This is a genomic window from Actinopolyspora mzabensis, from assembly GCF_900101095.1.
Classification (GTDB): domain Bacteria; phylum Actinomycetota; class Actinomycetes; order Mycobacteriales; family Pseudonocardiaceae; genus Actinopolyspora; species Actinopolyspora mzabensis.
The window spans coordinates 366,393-386,340 of the sequence record NZ_FNFM01000005.1 but is presented as its reverse complement, the minus strand read 5'-3'; the positions used below and the strand labels follow the sequence as shown (position 1 = coordinate 386,340).

Below are 19,948 nucleotides of genomic sequence, written 5' to 3'. Positions count from 1 at the left end.
TCCCCAACAACACCGCGGAGACTGACATGACTTCCGAGACCTACCTCGATGCTCCGGGGACCGAGAACGCGGGGCGACGGCTGTCCCAGGCAGTCGAGGAGTTCAAGGGATCGCTGCGAAGCCTGAACTACGAGCTGGAGCGGGACCACGGCTGCTGGAGTGACGACGAGATCGGCAAACAGTTCGAATCGTCCTACCTGGACGAGGCGAACAAGACGCGGGAAAGCCTGCGGAAGCTGCAGGAGTCCCTCACCGAGTTCGCCGACGTGGGGCTGCCCAACGTCGTATCGAACATTCAGGAGTTGGACAGTTCCTACGGTGACGTCATGAAGCAGTACCGGAGCCGGCTCGAGGAATACCGCTCGAAGATGGCGGAGCACATGCTTCCTCCGGACAACGAGAAGTCCTCGTGACCGCGCGGGTCCGGTAACGCCCTTCCGGAACGGCCGTCCCACCGAGCACGGCCCGGCGGAGCCGCCGCTTCACCGGACCCGGCGCGAGCGACGAACGCGGTGACACCGCCACTCCCCGTCGGTTCCTCACGGAACCACCCGAGCAGACTAAGAACCTCTAACGAAAGGCTGCTTCCTCCCCCAAGCGCTTCAGCCTGAGCAGGACGAGGAGATCCGGTGCGTGAGTCGGATGCATTGCAAGGCGGGGAGGGCGCGTGGCGTAGGCCGCTACTCGAGGTGCCCTCCGACGCAGCAAGGCGCCGACTCACGTGACGGCTACCCGGCCAGCTACGCAGTTCCGTTATGAGTTGTAAACCGCGCACGCTAAGGAATCGTCCCCCATGCCCACAGAACTCCCGGAAGGACTTCAGAAGGCACTGGAGATCGTCGGCGGTCAGCGCTGGCCCGAGGGGGACGAGGACGGGCTGCGCAGGATGAGCGTGGCCTGGGCGGACATCTCCGCGGCGATCGACAAGCTGGAAGCCGCGGTGGACCGCTCGGCCAACGACATCGGCACCACCATGCACGGCGAGTTCAGCGACGCCTACGGGAAGTACGTCACCGACACGCTGCGGCCGATGCTGCAGGACCTGCGCGACAAGACCGCCAAGCACTCGGAGTTGACGAAGAACACCGCGGCCGACATCCAGTACGTGAAGATCAGCATCATCGTGCAGCTGGTGATCGTGGCCGCGACGCTGGCCTTCTCCTGGCTGCCCGGCATCGGGCAGGCGATCACCGCGGCCGCGGCCGCCACGGCACGAGCGGTGATCACGTCGCTGTTCCGCACGGTGGTGCAGAACATCATCGTCGGTGCGGCGGCGGGGGTCGCACTCGAGGTCGGGCTGGACGCGGTGATCCAGGGCATGCAGATGCTCACCGGCGTGCGCACCGACTGGAACGAGGATTTCACCCAGGGCGCGGCGCTCGGCGGGGCACTCGGCGGTGCGATGGGCGGTGCCGTGTACGGCGTTTTCCGGGGCGTCGGCGGTTTCGCCCGGGGCGGTATCGGCGATGTCTCCGGCGACGGGTTCGACAACGTCACCGACAATCTCGCCAAGGGGTTCGACGACAAGGTCGTCCGCGGCCCGGACGCGGAGGGAGCAGAGGGCATCCTCGGGCAGGGCGCGAAGGACCTCCTCGACACCACCGGCGGGAAACTCGGCTTCGACGCGGCCAACATCGTCGGCCAGGGCGGGGCGGGGTTCGCCGCTGACGGGGCGACCAACTCCGCGCTCGGTTCGGAGGAGTGGAACCCCTTCTCCTTCACCTCGTCGATGGCCGACGGGTTCGAGAAACGCGGCGGCGGCAACGGTTCCTACGGCGGGGACGACGTCGAGGGCGGGACGGACACCAGTGGCCTGGACGGGCTGGGTGACTTCGACGACGTCGACACCGATCGCCCCGGCGCGGAGGACCTGCCGAAGACGATCGGGGATCCGGGGGAGGTGACGAGCGAGGACGGGACCGATCTCGGCAGCGAGTCCACGTGGACCGGTGAGGACAGCGACGGCAGCACCCTCGACGACGGGGCGAGCGACAGGAGCTGGTTGAGCGGGACCACGCTGGCTGCGACGGAAACGGGCCGAAACACCTTCGGCTCGGGGTCGGACGGCGTGGAGCAGTCGAACTACGAGGCAACGGACGAGACGGGGCACCGGGAAAGGTCCACGAGCGGACTGAACCGCTCACAGCAGGGGAACGACTCCTACCAGGACAGCACCGCTGAGCGACACACCACGGATCAGGACAGCGCTGGTCAGGGTGCCGCCGGGCGGGAGAGCGCCGGAGCGAACGCTCCGGGCAGGAACGAATTCGATGTCGGGAACGAATTCGGCTCACGAAACGAAACCCCCTCGGACAACGGCACGCAGCGAGATCCCGAGGCCGTCACTGGGCGGAACGAGAGCACCTGGCAGAACGAGAACGACGGCACGGGCACGAACGGGGCCACATCCCTGAAGTCCGCCGGGGAGCACGACTCCCCCGAACAATCTGCGCCCGATCAGGAACAGCGCGCGGTGCGCGACGAAACCGACCCCGCCGTCGTGGCCGGAGGGCGAATCCACACGGAGGACACCGCACAGCAGAACGGCCCGAACTCCACCCGGTTCCAGAACCAGCACAGCGATCCCGGCGCCCAGTCCCCGCAGTCAATCGCCGCACCTCGAGAAGATTCCGGACTCGCCGACGACACGGAAGTAACGACGACCACCACCGACACTCCCGGTTCGGTTGGTGCGGGGACCACCGACCGGTCGTCGAGCACCGCCACGGAATCGGCCCCGAACAACGACGCCGGACAACACGGCACGTCGAACACCGATGCCCGGCAGGACGGCTCGACGAGCGTCCACACCGGGAGCGGCACACGGGAATCCGGTACTTCCCCGGAGCAGGACACGACCACGTCGGGAAGCGAAACCAATCATTCCTTCGGGGCCGGAGAACGATCGGGATCCGGCGACTCCCGCACCACCGCGGAATTCCGAACCGACGATTCGAACCATTCCACCACCCTCGACGCCGAGAGCAACACCGTTCGGCGGACACCAGACGCACACACCGAGACCAGCCCCGAGCAAGCCGCGGACGATACACAGCGCGGTACCGACACCACCGGATCTCCGCAGCCGGAACATACGAACGCGTCCGAACCGGACCGGAACACGGTTTCAGACCGCACCAACACCGAGCAGACCGATACCGGTACCGACACGCGTCCCGACGGGACGGAACCGTCGAATCAGCGGGCCGAACCGACCGGATCCCGGTTCGACGAATCGTCGCGAACGACGACGCACGTACCCGGAGAAACAGCGGACACCGGATCGCGCTCGGCCTCCGGCCCGGAACGGGTCGAGGAGACCACCGCTCGGCCGGAAGACGAGACCTCGACCCCCCGGCACAACAGCGAATCCGGCCCGACACCCGTGGTCACCACACAGGGAAGCGGTATCTCGTCCACGCCGTCGAATACCAGCGTCGGGCACGGCAACAGCACCGGAAACACGACTCCGGGGCGCCCGGACTCCGCTGACCGCACGCCCGGAGCGCCCCGGAGCACCGCACTCTCGGAGAACAGCTCGGGCAACGAAACCACCTCCACCTCCTCCCCCACGGACCTCGATGGCTCCCCGGTGAACACGGCTTCCGAAGGCCCGGAAACCGCACCGCACACCACCGAGAGCGGGCCGAACGCGGAAACCAACCGGCCCCTGGACGCCGAGAAGGACACCGGCCAGAGCACGAAAACGGAAAACGGCGCCGAATCACCCAGCACAGTGGCACCCCCGGTCGACCGGAGCGGCTCCGGTTCCCAGTGGAACAACACCGGACAGCGCGGCAGCACCGGGCTGTCCGTGTCGAACCACTCGGAGACCGCGGCCCCGGGCAGGAGCACCACTCCGAACGGCGACAACCCGTCGAAGGTTCGCACCGAATCCCCCAACTCGACGAGCCGGGGTGATACTCCTCGTGCGACCGGGCGTCCGAGCACTGCCGCACAGCCCACACGCCCGACGCCCGATTCGGGGACGACACGCCAGACACCCGTGGAGACCACCGGTGCCCCCAACCGCACTGGTGAGTCCTCCCGGAACAACGGTGGTCGGGACGTGGCCGACAACGAATCGGCACCGACACGACCGGCGCCGACGATGGAGTCGAACCTGCGGGCCGAGGTGCTGCACGGGTTGCTGTCCGCCACTCCGGTAGACAGCGGCGCGGTTCTCCGCGAGCTCCATCAGCTGCGGGGCGATCCGGCCGCGAGCCAGTCGCTGCAGGAGAGCTTCCGGGCACGTACCGGTGGCATGGATCTGTGGATGCCGTTGGCGTTGAACCTCGACCGCCCCAACTACTTCCGGGCGATGGACCTGCTGGGGCTGCCGCGCGACTACGTCACGGGCCCGGTCCAGCCCGGCGCGCCGTCGACCTCCGCCCCGCCGGGAATGGGATACGACCCCGCCTACAACCAGTCGGTGTGGAACTTCGCCGGGCAACTGGTCCGGCACAACTCGGCTGGTCGATTCGACGGCGCGATGACGATGCTGCACGGAGTCGGCCGCGACATTCGCGCACTGTGGGCGATCCAGGACGCCTATCGGAGGCAGACAGGCAGCGAACTGATCTCCGATCTGATGAGCACAGCTCCCTGGCGTTCCCACGAGGTGTGGAACGCCATGGGTGGCTACTCCACTGATCCGGTGTCGGTGGAACAGGCGTCGTACTGGCACGAGCAGCTCAAGCAGTCCACCTTCGAACACCACGCACGGGGTCGCACCACCATCCGCACCGATCACCCGGAGGACGGCTGCTACATCCGCGCCCACCTGTGGGCACTGGACCTGCAACGCATGGGGGCCGCGCCGAGCAAGATCTTCGTGGCGAGCGCCAGCCCGGGGTTGTCGGTGCGAACGCCGTACTCCGCTGACGCGCTGCCCGGCCTGCCGGGGCAGGTCAACTGGAGATACCACGTCGCGCCCGCGGTCAACGTCAACACTCCGGAAGGCCCGAAGGTGCACGTGCTCGACCCCTCCACCAGCGACGGTCCGGCGCCGCTCGACAGCTGGCTGTCCAACATGGGTGTCGAGATCGGAAACGAGACGACCCAGATCCTGGGGGGATCCCCGCAGCGCATCCAGCAGGTCCTCGACACGGATTTCATAACCAATCCCGATGGTTGGGAAATCGGCATCGACAGCAGTTTGACACCCAACGGACGCGCCATGGTAATCGCCTCCGATCCCAGCGCGCTGTTCTTTCCCGAACCGTGGAATCCGATGCTGAATCCGCAGTCGTTCCAGGACGCCGACGTACAGGTACGCGAGTACGACGAGGACCTGCTGGTGCAGCACAACGACACGGCCGAACAACGGGCCGAAAGCCGGGCGCGGTTGGAGAACCTGCTCAACAACGTTGGTGCGATATACCAGAACGATCCCGGTACCTTCTCGATCGATCCGAACGACCTCAACTCGCTGAGCTTCGACCCCACCAACCTGACCGGCAACACCCTGGACAGCACCGACCTGTTCGCGCCGGGTTCCTCAGCACCGGGCTCGTTCGCCCCGGGGGTTCAGGACCGGCTGGACGCGCTGCTCAACGATCCCGTGTTCAACGCGCTGCTCAACGACACCACCGGCGGTTTCGACCCGCACGCGTTCGACATCGGCAACTTCGATCCGAACGGCGGCGGAAACCCCGGCGGCAACGACACGACAGCGACCGATTCGGTGCCGCAGGACGCGCCGCCGTCCGACGGGACGGTCAACCCCGGCGCCCTGTTCGCGCCCGACTCGTCGAGCTCACGCACCTTCTCCCAGTGGAACGACCCGCACACCTTCCGAGAACACTCCGGTGGTTCCGGGAGTCGCCCCGCTCCGCTGGGCACCGACGAGGACACGGGCAGCTCCGACCGAACCGAGGACACGTCGTCGCGGGAGCACGACTCGAACACCGGCGGTAGCGAACCCTCCTCGTGGGACAGGTCGTGGAAGCACAGCACCGCTTCCACAGCCGACTGGTTCGAGCCCGATGCCACGCCCGTACGTCCCGAGCAGTGGAGCGAGCAGCGCGAGCACACTCCGGCCCACGAGGTCGCCACCGAGGTCCGCGACGTGCGCATGCACAGCACGGCCGACAACCTGGACTTCTACGAGGGCCGCATCCGCTACGACCTCCGCCACATGGACGTGGCGGGGCAGGGCGTGCAGGAGTACACCTTCCGCGCCCACCTCGCCCCCGACCCCACCATCACCCCGGACCAGCTCCGCGAGCTGCGCGACCGGCTCACCGAGACCGTGGACAACCTGTTCAACCAGGGGAACCGGCTTCCTTCGGGTGACCAGTTCCACGCCCGCGTCGAATTCGTCGAGACCCCGGCCGAAGCCCACGACACCATCCGCGTCAGCGGCGAGGGACATACCGAACAGACCCACTGGAACATCCACGCCTCCCCGAACATCCACGCCCACGAGATCGGCCACTACTTCGGTCTCCCGGACGAGTCCCCGGACCCACGAGGTGCGCTCGACAGCCCGGACACCCGCCGTGTGTTCAACCGGGGCGACCCGCCACGGGCCACCGACGTGCACACCGGCCGACCCCACCCCTCACAGAACTCCGTTCGGCTGGACAACGGCCTGATGGGCCACTCCGTCAACCACGATCCCCACCTCAAACCCCGCCACCTCTGGAACATCGAGAACACCGCACACAGCCAGGGCGCCCGCCCCGACATCATCCCCCGGTCCGCCGACGAGACCCGGCCCGAGAGCAACCTCCCGTCCGAGAACAGCCCGAGCACCGCGAACCCCGACCCCGAAGCGGAACGACTCCACTCCACTCCCCCGCAGCCGCGCTCGGATGAGCCGACTGCGGAACCCGAGGAGATCGAGCTCAGGGACCCGTCGGGAGACGGGGCGCGGGAGCCCGTATCGGAAACCACCGGACCGAACCCCGAGGACCGGCACAACGAGGACCGGGACAACGAGGACGACGGCAGGCAGCAGCAGGCAACGAGCGACGCCGATCAGGCGAGCACACCGGAGAACAACGCGAACTCGACACCGAGGATCATCCTCACCAAACCGGATCGGACACAGGAACAACTGATGGCCCCCGGAGACCACGGGGCTGATACGGGTGCTCCTCGTGGTTCCGAGGAGCGGAACTCGGAAACACCACCTTCCGAAGACCGTTTCCACCCCCTTCCCACCGATGCGCGCGGCTCGACGGAAAACCGGGACAACGACTCAGCGATCACGCACGACGAGACGGAAAAATCCACTCCAGAAGCGGTCCGGGACCGATCCTCATCCCGGAACGAGCGGGGCGACCAAGACAGCGACTCCTCGACCCTGCCCCGTGAGGAATGGGGAGGCCCCCGATCCGAACGAGCCGCACGGATCCGTCCGGCGGAGCACGACGCCACCCACACGTCGCACGTAGCCTCGGCCCGGGCACGACCGAATCGCCTGCCCCCCATCCCCGAAGAGATCGAGCTGGAGACCTTCCACCAGCGATCCGACATCGAACAGCCGGACCGAAGCACCTCGACAACGAACCGCACCGCGAACGAAACCGTCGAGCAGCGATCGAGCACGAGCGCGTTCGCCGACGAAGTCCTCGGCGAGTTCGACCGGATACGCGACGCGGCGAACGATCAGGCACCCGCTCCCCTCACCACGGCCGCCCGACCGGAGACGAACGCACAATCCACGTTGGATGCGGAGTCGCCAACGCAGCACGGGACCACCACCGGAGGCTCGCGCGAGATCCCGCTCGACCGGCTCAGGGCGGACCGCCCCAAGGTCGCCGAGGACATCGACGGCGTGTCCGTGCGTGAGTCGGTGCTCGAACTGCTCACCGGGAACAAACGGCTGCGGAACAATCCGAACCTGCGGGACTTCGTCGAGATCGCCTTCTCCGACCAGAACCTGCGGCGGAAGTTCCACGATTCGGCCGAGGGCAGCTACGAGGTGGATCTGGGGCCCCGTGCCGGTAAGCACGGCGGGCGTATCAGCCTGGACGTGGCCGGGCTGCGCGAGGCAGCCGGTAACGGCTCACGCGAGGGAACCGAGGAGTTCACCAGTTCGCGGACGCACGACGGTTCCCGGCACAGCTCCACCAACAAACGCTCCCCGCTGGGAACCGGCGGGTTCAACATCCGGATACCGTGGCTGTACCTGCTGACGCAGTTGCAGGTGGCGGGCCTGGTCAACTCCCGGGAGTCGGACCTGACCGCGCGGAACACGCACGAGGAAACCACCACGCTCACCGAGCACGACAGCCCGAGCCGGACGGCCGAACACACGGTCGACTACCGGATCACCCTGCGCACCCCGGGCCGGTTCAGCTGGAACGACGAGGTGACCCAGCACGGCTCCGCCGACGCGAAGGTGCGCCTGACCTGGCCGGAAAACACCACACGTGATTCGACCGAGCCCTGGCGGCACCGGGGCGAGATCGAGCACGTCGAGCTCTCCGGTCTCGGTGACGTCCAGCGCGCGGTGTCCGAGGAGCTGGGACTGCGGGTCGGAGATCCAGCGGGCCGGGAACTGCGCGACTGGCTGCACTCGCTGGGTGAGGAGGTGTTCGAGGGGCCGGTTCGAAGGAGCTTCTCCTTCGGTGGGAAGCGGACTCCGACCGAGATAGTGGTGGGCATCGCCGACGGTGCGAACGCCCAGCGGCTTCCCGACGTTGAGGGGACGGTCAAGCACACCGCCAAGGACAAGGCGGAGTCCACCTCAGGACAGGCGAACACCCGCCAGCGCGGGGGCGGACTGTGGGTGGCCGGGGGCGACATCACCGATCTGACCGGGGCGCTGGCCGGACCGAGCGTCTCGCACATCCGCAGCACCCGGAACGAGGACACCCTCTCCAGCGGTCACGAACGCGAGACCACCAGCGACTACCGAGGACGACTGATCAAACAACGCCTCGACATGCGGTACCTGGTGCGGGTGGGCAACGAACAACGTGAGGTCCCGCACGACGGATCCCACCACGACAACGAGAACGTCTCCGGCGACAACGAACCCAACCGGGACAACGAACACGCCAGCCGCGAGAACGCCGAACCGCACGACCCGCGATCAGTGAAGCGGTACGAACCAGAGCGGCTGCTGCGAGTGGACGGTTCGGCCACGGTGTGGACGCGCGGCACCGACGACGGAACGACTCAGGACTCCCGCACCGCCGAAAGCGAACCGAACCCCGACCGCGCCGGGGAAACCTCCGGCAACGACGCTCCCGAGACGCCACGGCGGGAGCACACGGCCGACCCCGCGGGGGCCGATCGCCACCGGACCCCGGACCGGTTGGATGCCCACCACCGCCTGCCGGAACAGACGGTGCGGGCCATCACCGGACCAGTGCTGAGCAAGCTGCACGCCGACGGGACCCTACCGGGCAAGGACCTTCCCGACCTCGCCGAACGGCTCAACACCTTCGTGCGCAACCGCCCCAGGGAGATCACCGGTGGAGACGGGTTGCGCCTGCCCCTGGGCTCGATGCAACCGGGGGCTCCGGACGTGTTCGTACGCGGCGCGATGGACCGCTCCGGGGCCAGATACCTGGGCAGCACGGACGGTGAGACGAGCAAGAGCAGTATCGGGGGACATGACGGGCACAGCGCCGGACGCGGCCACGGCAGTACCACCACGGCGGGAATCAGCGGGATCACCCCAGCCTCGATCCCCAACCCGATCGGGCCCGACGAGCACAACAACTTCTCCGGGCTGCAAGCCGCCGTGGAGACCTCGAACAGTCGGGGCGAGACCAGCTCGCATCTGACCGGCTACGAACGTTCCTCGGAGAGCTCCCCGGTACACGAGTTCGGCTACCCGACCGAGTTCGAGGTGCGGATCGGCGGCCGGTGGTCGGACCGACCGGACCAGGCAACCACGAGCAGGATCAGCTCGGAGGTGCGGGTATCGGCACCAGAGCGCACGGGGATCCACTTCGACGAGTCGAGGTCCGAACCCGACACCAGGAGCGACGAGCGGGAAAACCGGGACCCTGGGCGGGGAAACGGGGGCACCGGAGCGGAAACCCGCGGGAACGGAACGACCGGCTCCTGGCAACGGGGTCGGGCACCGCGCGGCCACCGGGAAGGGCACCTCCCGGCGGGATTCGAGCTGGAAACGCTCAAACCCGTGCCGGGGCTGCGCCGCACCATGACGGACATGCTCGGTGCGATCACGGGGTCATGGTGGCTGGGCGGACTGACGACTCCGCTCGTCGGTGGCAGGCCCCCGGCTTTCGACGAGTCCGTCAATCACGGGATGACCAGCAGCCGTGACCGGAGCAGCGGCGCGCTCGACCAGCGGAACGCCGCACTCGACGCGATGGAGTCCTTCACCAGCACCGATGCTCGTGCCGCCCGGTTCGAACGAGCGGCGCTGCACCGCGACACCACTTGGTTGCAGACCCACAACTCCGGTGGAATGGTGGGCAACCGGGAGTTGACCGCCAGAGCGGACCTGTCCACCAGGCTGGACACCCCGCGGGTGGTCGGCAGGGACGACGCGCACCGCTTCGGCGGTACCGACGAGCGCGCGGAGCGAGGTCTGGACTCCAAGACCAAGCGGAACCGCAGCTACCGGGCCGGGCTCGACATCACGCACTACTTCTCGAGTGGCAATCCGGCGGCGCTGATCGGCCCGTCCTTCGAGGCCGGTGGGAAGTACACCACCGAGAACGCCGAGACCTCGAAGGCCGACACCGCGAAGAGCGGCTCTTCGAACCGGCACTCCGAGCGGGGCTACCTGGTGCGCTACGACGCGGTGCACGAGGTGCGGACCTCGACGCGGCACGCCTGGCAGGACCCCACCCGACTGCTGCACCGCGGCGATCCGGACGAGCAGAGCAAGTGGGTACGGGTACCCGACGCCGTCGAGGTGTGGGTCCCCGCGTCGGAACTGCACCAGGTCGGCAGGCTGAACGACTCCGACGTCGAACGGCTGTCCGATGAGGACGTCGAGCACTACCGGAGCAACTCGGAGCACTCGGGCACCGAGCGACCGGACCCCGAGCGACCGGACACGGACACGGGACACCAGCGGGGAACCACCTCCGAGGGCGCGCCACAGGCGACGCGGGGCAACGGTGACTCCGGAACGGCGACCGACGAGGAGCGTTCCACGGTGCGTCCCCCGGCGAACGTGGGGCGCGGCAGCGGCAGGGTCGAGCTCTACCGGCTGGGGGCCGCGCGGGAGCTGTTGGAACAGGTGCGGCAGCGGTTGGACGGGTGGTCCCGCGAACACGGGCGACCCGGTGCCCGCGCTCGGATGCTCGACCTCGCCTACGAGGCGCTGGGCAAACCTCGGGTGGAGCGACAGCCGAGCGTGGCGAAGTTCGACGCGATCAACGAACGACTCGTCGACGACGTGCTGAGTCAGCTGGGCAGCAGGCACGGCTTCAACAACGCCGTGGAGGAGATGCTCAACGGGGGGCGGCATGTGCACCTCACCGGGGACACCCCCTTCGGCAAGGTCGAGCAGCTGGTGGTGCTGCACGCACGGCCCGGTGCGGGGCGTTATCAGGGGACGCTGTCCGAACACACCACGACGGACTCGCACGGCAACAGCGGCGCCACGGGACGAGGTGACCAGCGAGGGTGGGACTTCAACACCATGCTCGGGGTGTCGCCCTTCTACGGGACCAGCGGAAACCCCGGCAGCGTGCACATGCACGGCTTCACCGGCGCCTACGGCAACAAACGCGGCTTCGAGAACACCGCGAGCACCGAGCACTCCGCCACCGCCACCGGCAAGGAGGACGGGGTGCGGTTCCTGCACGACCTGACCATCGACATGGAGGTCTACCCCTACGCCCGGCCGGGCACCTACAGCAACCGGTTGGGCGAGTGGTTCGACCGGCTCGCCCCGCGCCGCTTCGGGGAGCCGTGGCGCAGCAGCTTCGAACTGCGCGGAGCGATGCGTTCCACCGTCCCCCGCTCCGAGGTGCTGCCCGTCGACGGGCCGACCCCGGAGCCCATGACCCGGGTGGACGGTTCGTTCCGGCAGAGCGGGGAAAACCGGGCGGATCAGCCCGCCTGGTCGGCGGAGGCGAAGGTGCGGGTGCGGCCGTTCGCCGCCCCGGCGTTGCACGAGGAGCTCGGCAAGCTCGCGCACGGTGACCCCGAACTGGAACCGCCCAGGCCGGGTCTGCGTCCGGGCAACGCCTCCCGACTGCACACCGCCACCGATGTCGGCCACCTGCGCTCGAACCTGCGCAACGCGCTCTCCGACGGTGGCCACACCGTCGATCTCGCGGGGGGACGTCTGGAGTCGGTGCGGATCAACGCCGATCTGAGCCGTCGCGAACTGCTCGGCGAGATCGAGCAGGGCTCGCTGACCCACACCGACACCGAGCAACGGGAGATGAGGTCGACCTCGCAACGCGGCGGCCAGGCGGGTTCGATGAGCTCGATGGACTTCCGACAACCGGGGCTGGAGGGAGCACCACTGCGACCACACCAGGGCCTGGTCAGCGTCAACCGGACCCTGGGGGACTGGACCACCGATGAGTCGGTGGAGAACTCCACCAGCGAGGAAGCCACGGACAGGCGCGAGGAGACCCGCTACCTGGTGCGGGTGACACCGGAGTGGGAGCTGACTCCGTCCTACCGTGGCGAGAATCCGGCGGAGTGGGAAAAGCCGCTGCGCACCGGGCAGGACGAGCCGATACTGCTGGAAGTGGACCGGGACGGACTGCTCCGGTTGGGACTGCACGAAACGGAACCGCCCTCCGAAACGACCGGGGAGCGGGCTCGGGAATCGCCCGGGGAGCAGGCGCCGGAGTCGACTTCGGATCGGACCGAGCAGCCGGGTTCCGGAAGCGAGAACCACGACGAACGGACCGACTCCGAGCACCGACCTGTCGACTCGGAGGAGCCCCACACCTCCGAAACCCAGCAAGACACCACCGAGGAGGTGCGATCGGAACTCCACGGCGGGCAGACATCGATCCCGCTCCCGACGGGTAGCGACTCCGCGGGGTCGGTACCGCCCCGACCGGCCCCGCTTACCCCCGACGAACCGGACTACCCGTACGCCGCACCCCCGCAGCAGTACACCGAGGTGCGGGACGGCTTCGCGCCCGTCTCCCGGAGCCACGACGGTTCCTGGGAGGTGCGCGGTGACTCCGAGACCGGTTTCCTGGCCTGGCACGGCGGAACGGGGCTGATGGCCTTCTACGAGGAGGCGGGTCCTTCGGACGGGAGCTTCGTCAGCAGCACCGGTGGCAGGCTGCTGCGTGACATACCGGTGTTCGAGTGGTACCTGGGGGAGCTGACGGACGAGCCGATCGGCCACAGCCAGTTCCGGACCGAGAGCCTGCCCGAAGTGGCCTCGGCCTCCCCGGTGCCACCACGGGGTGCGGACTCGGTCGCCCCGGACGGTGCCGACACCGGGTTCACGCTGCCCAACGCGCTGTGGCGCCAGGACGACGGTGAGCTGTACCACTTCAGCAACAAGCCGCCCGAACAGATCCTCGCCGAGGGCGGGCTGCTGCCGAAGGGCAACGGCACCGGACGGCACCTGCTGGACTACGTCGTCAACGGCCACCGGGACACCAACTTCATGAGCGCCACCAGGGACCCGGACATGATGTCCCGACTTCGCTGGAAGAACCCGGACCGCGTGTTCGGCTCGACCTACCGATACCTCTACACCTTCCGCGCTCCGGGAGGCATCGACGTCAACGCCACACTGGACGTAGCCTCTCCCTTTCCGGACCAGCAGGAGATCGTCTTTCCCGGCGGGGTAAGCGCCGAGCACGTGGTGGGCTATCGCGACGTGTTCGAGGACGCCCCCTCCGGTGAGGTCCGACCGCTGCGGGAGGACAACCCGGGGGCGGCCCCGCCGCGAAGCGCGTTGGCGAGCTTCCTCGCCCCGGCGCCCGGGAGCGGCCGGCCGGGTGGCGGTTGATCCCCGGGAACCACGCTGATCCGCCGCCGGGGTAGCGGGCCGCGTTTCCGCCTCCGCCCGCCCCCGTCCACCCATCGGCGGTTCGACATCGGGGACGCGACCGGCGAACACACGGCTTCTCAGGGCGTGTACTCACCGGTCAGCATGGCCGCGGCCAGCTCCACCCGCGAGCGGTAGCCGGTCCGGGCGAACATCCGAGTCAGCCTGCCCTCCACGCTCTTCTCGCTGGTGCCGAGCACCGTCGCCAGTTGTCGGTTTCCCAACCCCTCGGTGACCAGCACCGCGAGCAGTCGCTCGTTCTCCGCCGTGGCCACACCACGCCCCGGCACCGAGACGTCGTGCTTCCGCATGATCCCGCGCGTCCTGGCGCGCCACAGCAGCGCGTCGAGCGCACCGAAGAGCTCGTAGGCCTCCGAGAGCAGCCGTGCCGGGTCCACACCCGACCGAGCGGCCCGGAGGAAGGTCCAGGCCATCTCGTCCGGCATCGCGCGCTCGCGGGCCAGCCGTACCGCGGCCCGCCCCGAGTCCCGATCGCCGTGCACCAGGGCGCGGGAGAGCAACCAGGCGATCTCGGATCGCCCGGTGCCCAGCGCCTCGACCACCAGACCGCTCCGGCGCACGCACTCCTCGGCACCAGCGGTCGCACCACGCCGGTGCTCGCGGACGGCGAGATCGGCCCACATCCAGTCGGTCCCCAGCACGAAGCCGTGCTCGTCGGCGGAGCGCAGGCCGGAACGCAGCAGCTCGTCGGCCTCGGACTCCGCCCCGAGCGCGTACAGCACCCACGACTCGGCGTGATCGAGCACATGGCCGATGTGCCTGCCACGAACCATACCGATCAGCTGCCGGGCCCGGCTCAACCAGCCACGCCCGGTAAGCGCACCGGCCGCACCGTGGGCCATTCGCACCGGAGCCAGCGGGCGTGCCGAGTGCACACCGTCGGCGATACTGCGACGCGCGACGTCCAATCCCTTCGAGTGCTCACCCCGCAGCAGCAGGACCAGCGACTGGTCCGGAGCCTGCAGCTGTTCGAAGGCGAGCTCCCGCTCGTCGAGCACCCGCATCGCCTCGCCCAACTCACCGAGCTGGAGCAGCATGTCGACCTCGTAGCGCGCCTGCTCGAAACGGTGCTGCGGGTACTCCGAAGCGGACCAGAGATCCGGATCCGCCAGGGTTCGGCGCAGTGTGCTCGGATCGCCCAGCAGCACTCCGGAGCCACCCCGGAACATGTGTCCGAAGTCGGCGGTGATCGGATTCGCCGTCGACCACAGTTGCTGGTTCTCGGCCAGCAACCGGTCACCCTCGGCCCAGCGCCCCTGCACGATCAGCGCGAAGGCGCGGGTGACCAGTTCGTTGGCCGGGCCGCCGGGCACCGGTGGCGGCTCGCCCTCTCCCAGCCGGTGCAGCTCCGACCAGCGCTCGCAGGCGGCGAGACCGGTCACGTACACGATCGCGACCTCCTGCAGCATCTCGACCGACAACCGGTCGGCGTGCTCGAGCAGCGTGGCCCGAGCACCGTCGACGGCCTCGGCCATCCGGCCGTGAATGGCGCAGGCGGCGCTGTAGGTCAGCACCGCCACGGCGCGCTGCTCCGGATCGCTCGCCCGGTCGAGCACCGCACGCAACCAGCGGACGGCGTGCAGCCCGTCGGTGAACATCACCTCCACGCTGCGCGCCAGCAACAGCTCGGTGGAACGCCGCGGGTCGACCAGCTTGCCCGCGTCGGCCAGCCGGTCCGGCAGGTAGTTCACGTCGGCCGGTTCGGCGATGCCGTCCCGGACGGCGGTCGCTGCCAGCGCGCAGAGCCTGCGACGCTCGTAGGGCCCCAACGAGGACTCCAGCGCGTCCCGCACCGCCGGGATCCGGAACCGCCACCGCTGCCGCGCTCCGCGAAATCCGACCAGCACCCGGTCGGCCACGAGCGAGTCCAACGTGACACGCACGGTGTCCGGATCGAGGTCGAGTGCCTCGGCGGCCAGTGCGACCGCGTTCTCGTCCAGCGGGGCCAGCACCGCCATCGCACGAGCCACCGACCAGTACACCGAGCCGGTCTCGTGGATCGGGGCGAGCAAGGGGTGTCGTTCGGACAGCGACGGCCACTCCACCGCGGGCCGCGTGTAGGCGTGCTGGTCCACGACCCGCAGCACCCCGGCCTGCCGGTGCACCTCGATCATCGAACGCAACGCCGCGGGGTTGCCCCGGCTCGCGGTGTGCAGTCGGTCGACGAGTTCGGCATCGGGCACGGCCCGAACCGAGTCCGCGAGGAAGGCAGCGCTCTGCGCCCGGCTCAGCGGGCGCAGCGGGACGAACCGAGCGAACCCCTCGGTCACCAGGCGATCCAGCTCGGTGGCACGCAGCTGCCCGGCCGGCCCGCTGGAGTACCCGATTCGCCACGTCGCCACGATCGAACACTCCTGCCCGGCGAACAGGCGCGTGATCCGGTCGAGCAGCGAAGCGGTGGCGGTATCCACCCACTGCGCGTCGTCGATCAGCACGGTCAACGGCGCGTATCCACGCACCGAGGCGAGCACGGTGTTCGCGAGCCGCTCGGAAGCCTCCCCGGAGGGGCCTTGACCGGTGTCGGCGCTGAGTCGGGCGACGAGCCCGAGCACCGAGTCTCGCGCGGGGCGGGGAGCCGGCTCTCGCCCTCCGATCTCCTCCAGGGCGGTCAACAGCCGGTAGAGCACACCGTAACGGGTGGCTCGTTCGTGCTCTCCGACCCGTATGGACACCACCCGTGCCCCGGCCGCGGCGAGTTCACCGGCCACGGCGTTCAGCACCGCCGAACGCCCGCTGCCCGCCTCACCGGTGAGCAGTGTCAGCGGCGGGACACCGGACCGCGCGCCGGAGCACAACCGTTCGACCAGCGCTCGCCTGCCGAACATCGAAGTCACCGACCGATCGCCCTGTTCCGGGGAGGGCGCCGGACGCGGCTCCCACCGCGAGGAGTCAACCACGTCGATCACCGATTTCCGCACGAGGACGGTTCTCGGTGCTCCCACCCTCCGAATTCGCTCGCGCGATGTGGGGCGGAGCCTCGGACAGGAGGACGTACCTCGATCTCATGGGGATCCATTGTGCGCCACGCGAGGGATCTCCCTCCATCTAGGGCAACATGATTAGCAACGCTGGTGTGACATTCACATCCTCGATAACAACGAGGTGTGGGCGTGGCCCTTCCGAAAACCGAGGCCGCACACCCCCAACACCAGGAAGAAAGGCGAATGGTTCGCGAGCGCACACCCTTCCTCGGCCGAGACGAGCAGTGGGCCCGACTCAACAGCACCGTGCACGCCTCCGACGGGGCCGGTGCGTTGCTCGTCGTACGTGGACCTAACGGCTCGGGAAAGAGCGCACTGCTCGATGTCGCCGCGAGGAACTGGATCCGAGACGACGTGCGAGTGCTCTCGGTTTCGGCCGCCGTTCCGGCACCGCGAATGTTCGACGCGCTGCTGGAGACCGTGCGCGGCCGAGTGGACGACCACCACGATCCCGAACTTCTGGAGACGGTCGCGGCGGCGGCGCGGCTGCGTCCGCCGAGGACGGACATCGGAGACTTCACCCCGCTTCCCCTGGTCCACGAGCTGACCCGCGCGTTGACGCGACTGACCCGCGGGAAACGCACCGTGTTGGTGATCGAGGACGTCGACCACGGGGACCGGGAGTCGGCCTTCGCGCTCTCGGCGCTGGCCCAGGGATTCCGGGCCACGGGTGGAGTGGTGCTGGCCACGCTCCGCAGCTCCTCACGGGGATCCCACGAACAACTGGTGGACCTCGCCGACGCCGTGCTGGATCTCCCTCCCCTGTCGGACGAAGACGTCGCGGCGCTGCTGACGCGCTGGACCGGTGGACAGGCGGCCGTCGACCCGAGCACGATCGAGGCGTTGCGTACCACGCTGGGACCGCTGTTCGGCAATCCGGCGACGATGCGCTCGGTCGTGCGAGCACTCCGCCGCGAGGACCGTCTCACGGTGATCGACGAACACCTGTGCCTGCGCTCGCCCCGGGAACCGATCGCCCTTCCCGAGGACCACGAGCTGCTGCGCCTGGTGCACGAGTGCGGCCCCGAGGGCGGTCGGATCGCGTGGAGCGTCGCGGTGCTCGGTGAGCTGGATGTGAACGACCTGCCGATGCTCGCCGAAGTAGCCGACGTCGAGCTGCACGCCTGCGGTCGATTGCTGGACCGGCTGGTGCGCGACGAGGTGCTGCACGAGGACCACGGTCGACTGCGACTGCAGGTACCAGCGCTGGGAACGGCGCTGGGCCGCGAGGGGACGCGGTCTTGGCGGGCCGTGCACGGTGCGCTGGTCCGGCACATGCTCGACCGCCGCGAACGCGGGGGCGTGGTGGACCACTCGGCGCTGGCACACCACCTCGTCGAGGCGGGTCCGGATTTCGGCGGTGAACACGCTCTGGAGATTCTGCTCCACGAGGCGAACAGCACCGTGGAAACCGATCCGGAGGGGGCCGCCGAGCGCTACCGCGCGGCGGTGCACCGGATGCGTGCCTCGGACTCGCGGTTGCCGGGATCGCTGGAAGCGATGACACGGCTGCAGCTGTCCCGAGGGCATTTCAGGGAGCTGGCCGACGATCTCGGTACCGTGCTGCCCGCGCTGCTGGAAGCACTGCACCACGAGGGCGACTCGACGAAAACCGGCCCGTACGGGCACGACGACGAGCTGTTGTTGACCGAGCTCGCGGTCTGCTGGTTCCTGGTGCAGCTGCACGAGGGCCACACGGTCGGGATCCACGACTCGACACGGTTGTTCGACCTGGTGAGCACGCGGGACGGCAGCAGCGAACAGATGCGCGGGCTCTTCTCCGCGCTGTTCCGCGGGCGAGTGCGCGAGGCGGTGAGCACACTCGACACTCTGGTCGAGACCTTCCCCGCTGAGCGGGAAACGGCACGGCCGGTGATCGCTTTCGAGGAAGTAGTGCTGCTGCTCCAAGCGCTGGAGGGCGAGCACGAGCAGTTTCTGCGGGCTCTCTGGCGGTGGCAACGGCGTCACCCATCGGGGCGAGAGGCCCCCGACATCGAGCGGCTGCGCGACGCGGGAAGCATGCTCGACCACGCCACGGCGCTGGAACTGATTCTCGGGCACCGCAACGGCGGTGGCCGCCGCGGCTCCGCCCACGCCTACCAGCGGGTGCTGCGCGCCTACCACGCCGGCGAGTGGGACGAGGCGCTGTCGGTGGCCCGTTCGCTGGAGGCCGACCGGTCGCACCCCCGAGGATCCCTGGCGTTGCACCTGACGCGGGTGATGGCGGCGGAGATCTGTGCGGCCCGCGGCCACTTCCGGCGAGCGGAGAACTGGTTGGCCCGGGTACCGCGCCGGTTCGCCTGCGGCCACCTCCTCGCCTGGGTGCACTGTGGTCTGCGACACCGCCGAGGTCACACCGCCGAGGCGGTCGCGGAAGGGTGGCGGGAGTACCTGCACCACCGCGACCGGGGCAGCACGGCGGGTCTGGAACGGCTGCTGGAACGGTTGATCGACTACAGCGTGCGGCTCGGTGACCAGGAGGGCGCCGAGCGGTTGCTCGAACAGCTGGAAGCCTTCGAGACCCGTGCCCGCACCGCCTCGGCCAGGGAGGCCGCGCTGCTCGCGCGGGGGATGGTGGAGGCGGACCCTGCTCCACTGCGCGAGGGAATCGAGTCGGCCAAGCGGCGCGGGGACAACCATCGGGTCGCCCGTGGCTGCGCCGCGATGGGCAGGCTGCTCGACGAGCCGCGGTCGTGGTTGCACGAAGGCTACGACCTGGTCAAACAGTTCGGCTCCTCGTACGGACGCGGGGTCTTCAGCGAACTGATGCGCAGCCGCGGTATCGCGTTGACGCGCTCGCGCGGCCCGCGGGAACCGCTGTCGAACACCGAGAACCGGATCATCGAACTGGTCAGCGACGGCTACACCAACCGCCAGATCGCGGTGGCGGTACAGGCCAGCGAGAAGACGGTGGAGAGCCACCTGACCAAACTGTTCACCCGAACCGGCTGCCGTTCCCGCGTGGAGTTGGCCACCGCACGGCTGGAGGGCCGACTCATGCCCGCCTGATCGCGGTGCC

At 68.9% G+C, this 19,948-nt stretch carries 4 protein-coding genes; 3 read left to right on the top strand and 1 reads right to left on the bottom strand.

Annotation, left to right across the window (positions count from 1 at the left end):
- Window positions 1-26 precede the first annotated feature (26 nt).
- Both BLR41_RS10700 and BLR41_RS10695 read left to right on the top strand, forming a co-directional pair.
- On the top strand, window positions 27-413 hold the full coding sequence (locus BLR41_RS10700) for a hypothetical protein (protein WP_092627857.1): 387 nt from the start codon (window positions 27-29) through the stop codon (window positions 411-413).
- Window positions 414-793: 380 nt separating this feature from the next.
- Window positions 794-13,888 carry a protein-glutamine glutaminase family protein gene (locus tag BLR41_RS10695; RefSeq protein WP_092627856.1) on the top strand — a complete coding sequence of 4,365 codons (13,095 nt, stop codon included), beginning with the start codon at window positions 794-796 and terminating at the stop codon, window positions 13,886-13,888.
- Window positions 13,889-14,007: 119 nt separating this feature from the next.
- Here BLR41_RS10695 and BLR41_RS10690 read toward each other — a convergent pair whose 3' ends face one another.
- Window positions 14,008-16,773: an AAA family ATPase gene (locus BLR41_RS10690; protein WP_245694060.1), complete on the bottom strand. Its 2,766-nt coding sequence runs from the start codon at window positions 16,771-16,773 to the stop codon at window positions 14,008-14,010.
- A gap of 285 nt (window positions 16,774-17,058) precedes the next feature.
- On the opposite strand from BLR41_RS10690, the gene BLR41_RS10685 reads away from it, so the two are divergent.
- Window positions 17,059-19,938 carry an AAA family ATPase gene (locus tag BLR41_RS10685; protein ID WP_143013046.1) on the top strand — a complete coding sequence of 960 codons (2,880 nt, stop codon included), beginning with the start codon at window positions 17,059-17,061 and terminating at the stop codon, window positions 19,936-19,938.
- Window positions 19,939-19,948 lie beyond the last annotated feature (10 nt).

What these genes read in the sequence shown, in the direction of transcription:
- BLR41_RS10700 (WP_092627857.1), top strand. Translation starts at nt 27, where the DNA reads ATGACTTCCGAGACCTACCTCGATGCTCCGGGGACCGAGAACGCGGGG.
- BLR41_RS10695 (WP_092627856.1), top strand. Translation starts at nt 794, where the DNA reads ATGCCCACAGAACTCCCGGAAGGACTTCAGAAGGCACTGGAGATCGTC.
- BLR41_RS10690 (WP_245694060.1), bottom strand. Translation starts at nt 16,773, where the DNA reads ATGTTCGGCAGGCGAGCGCTGGTCGAACGGTTGTGCTCCGGCGCGCGG.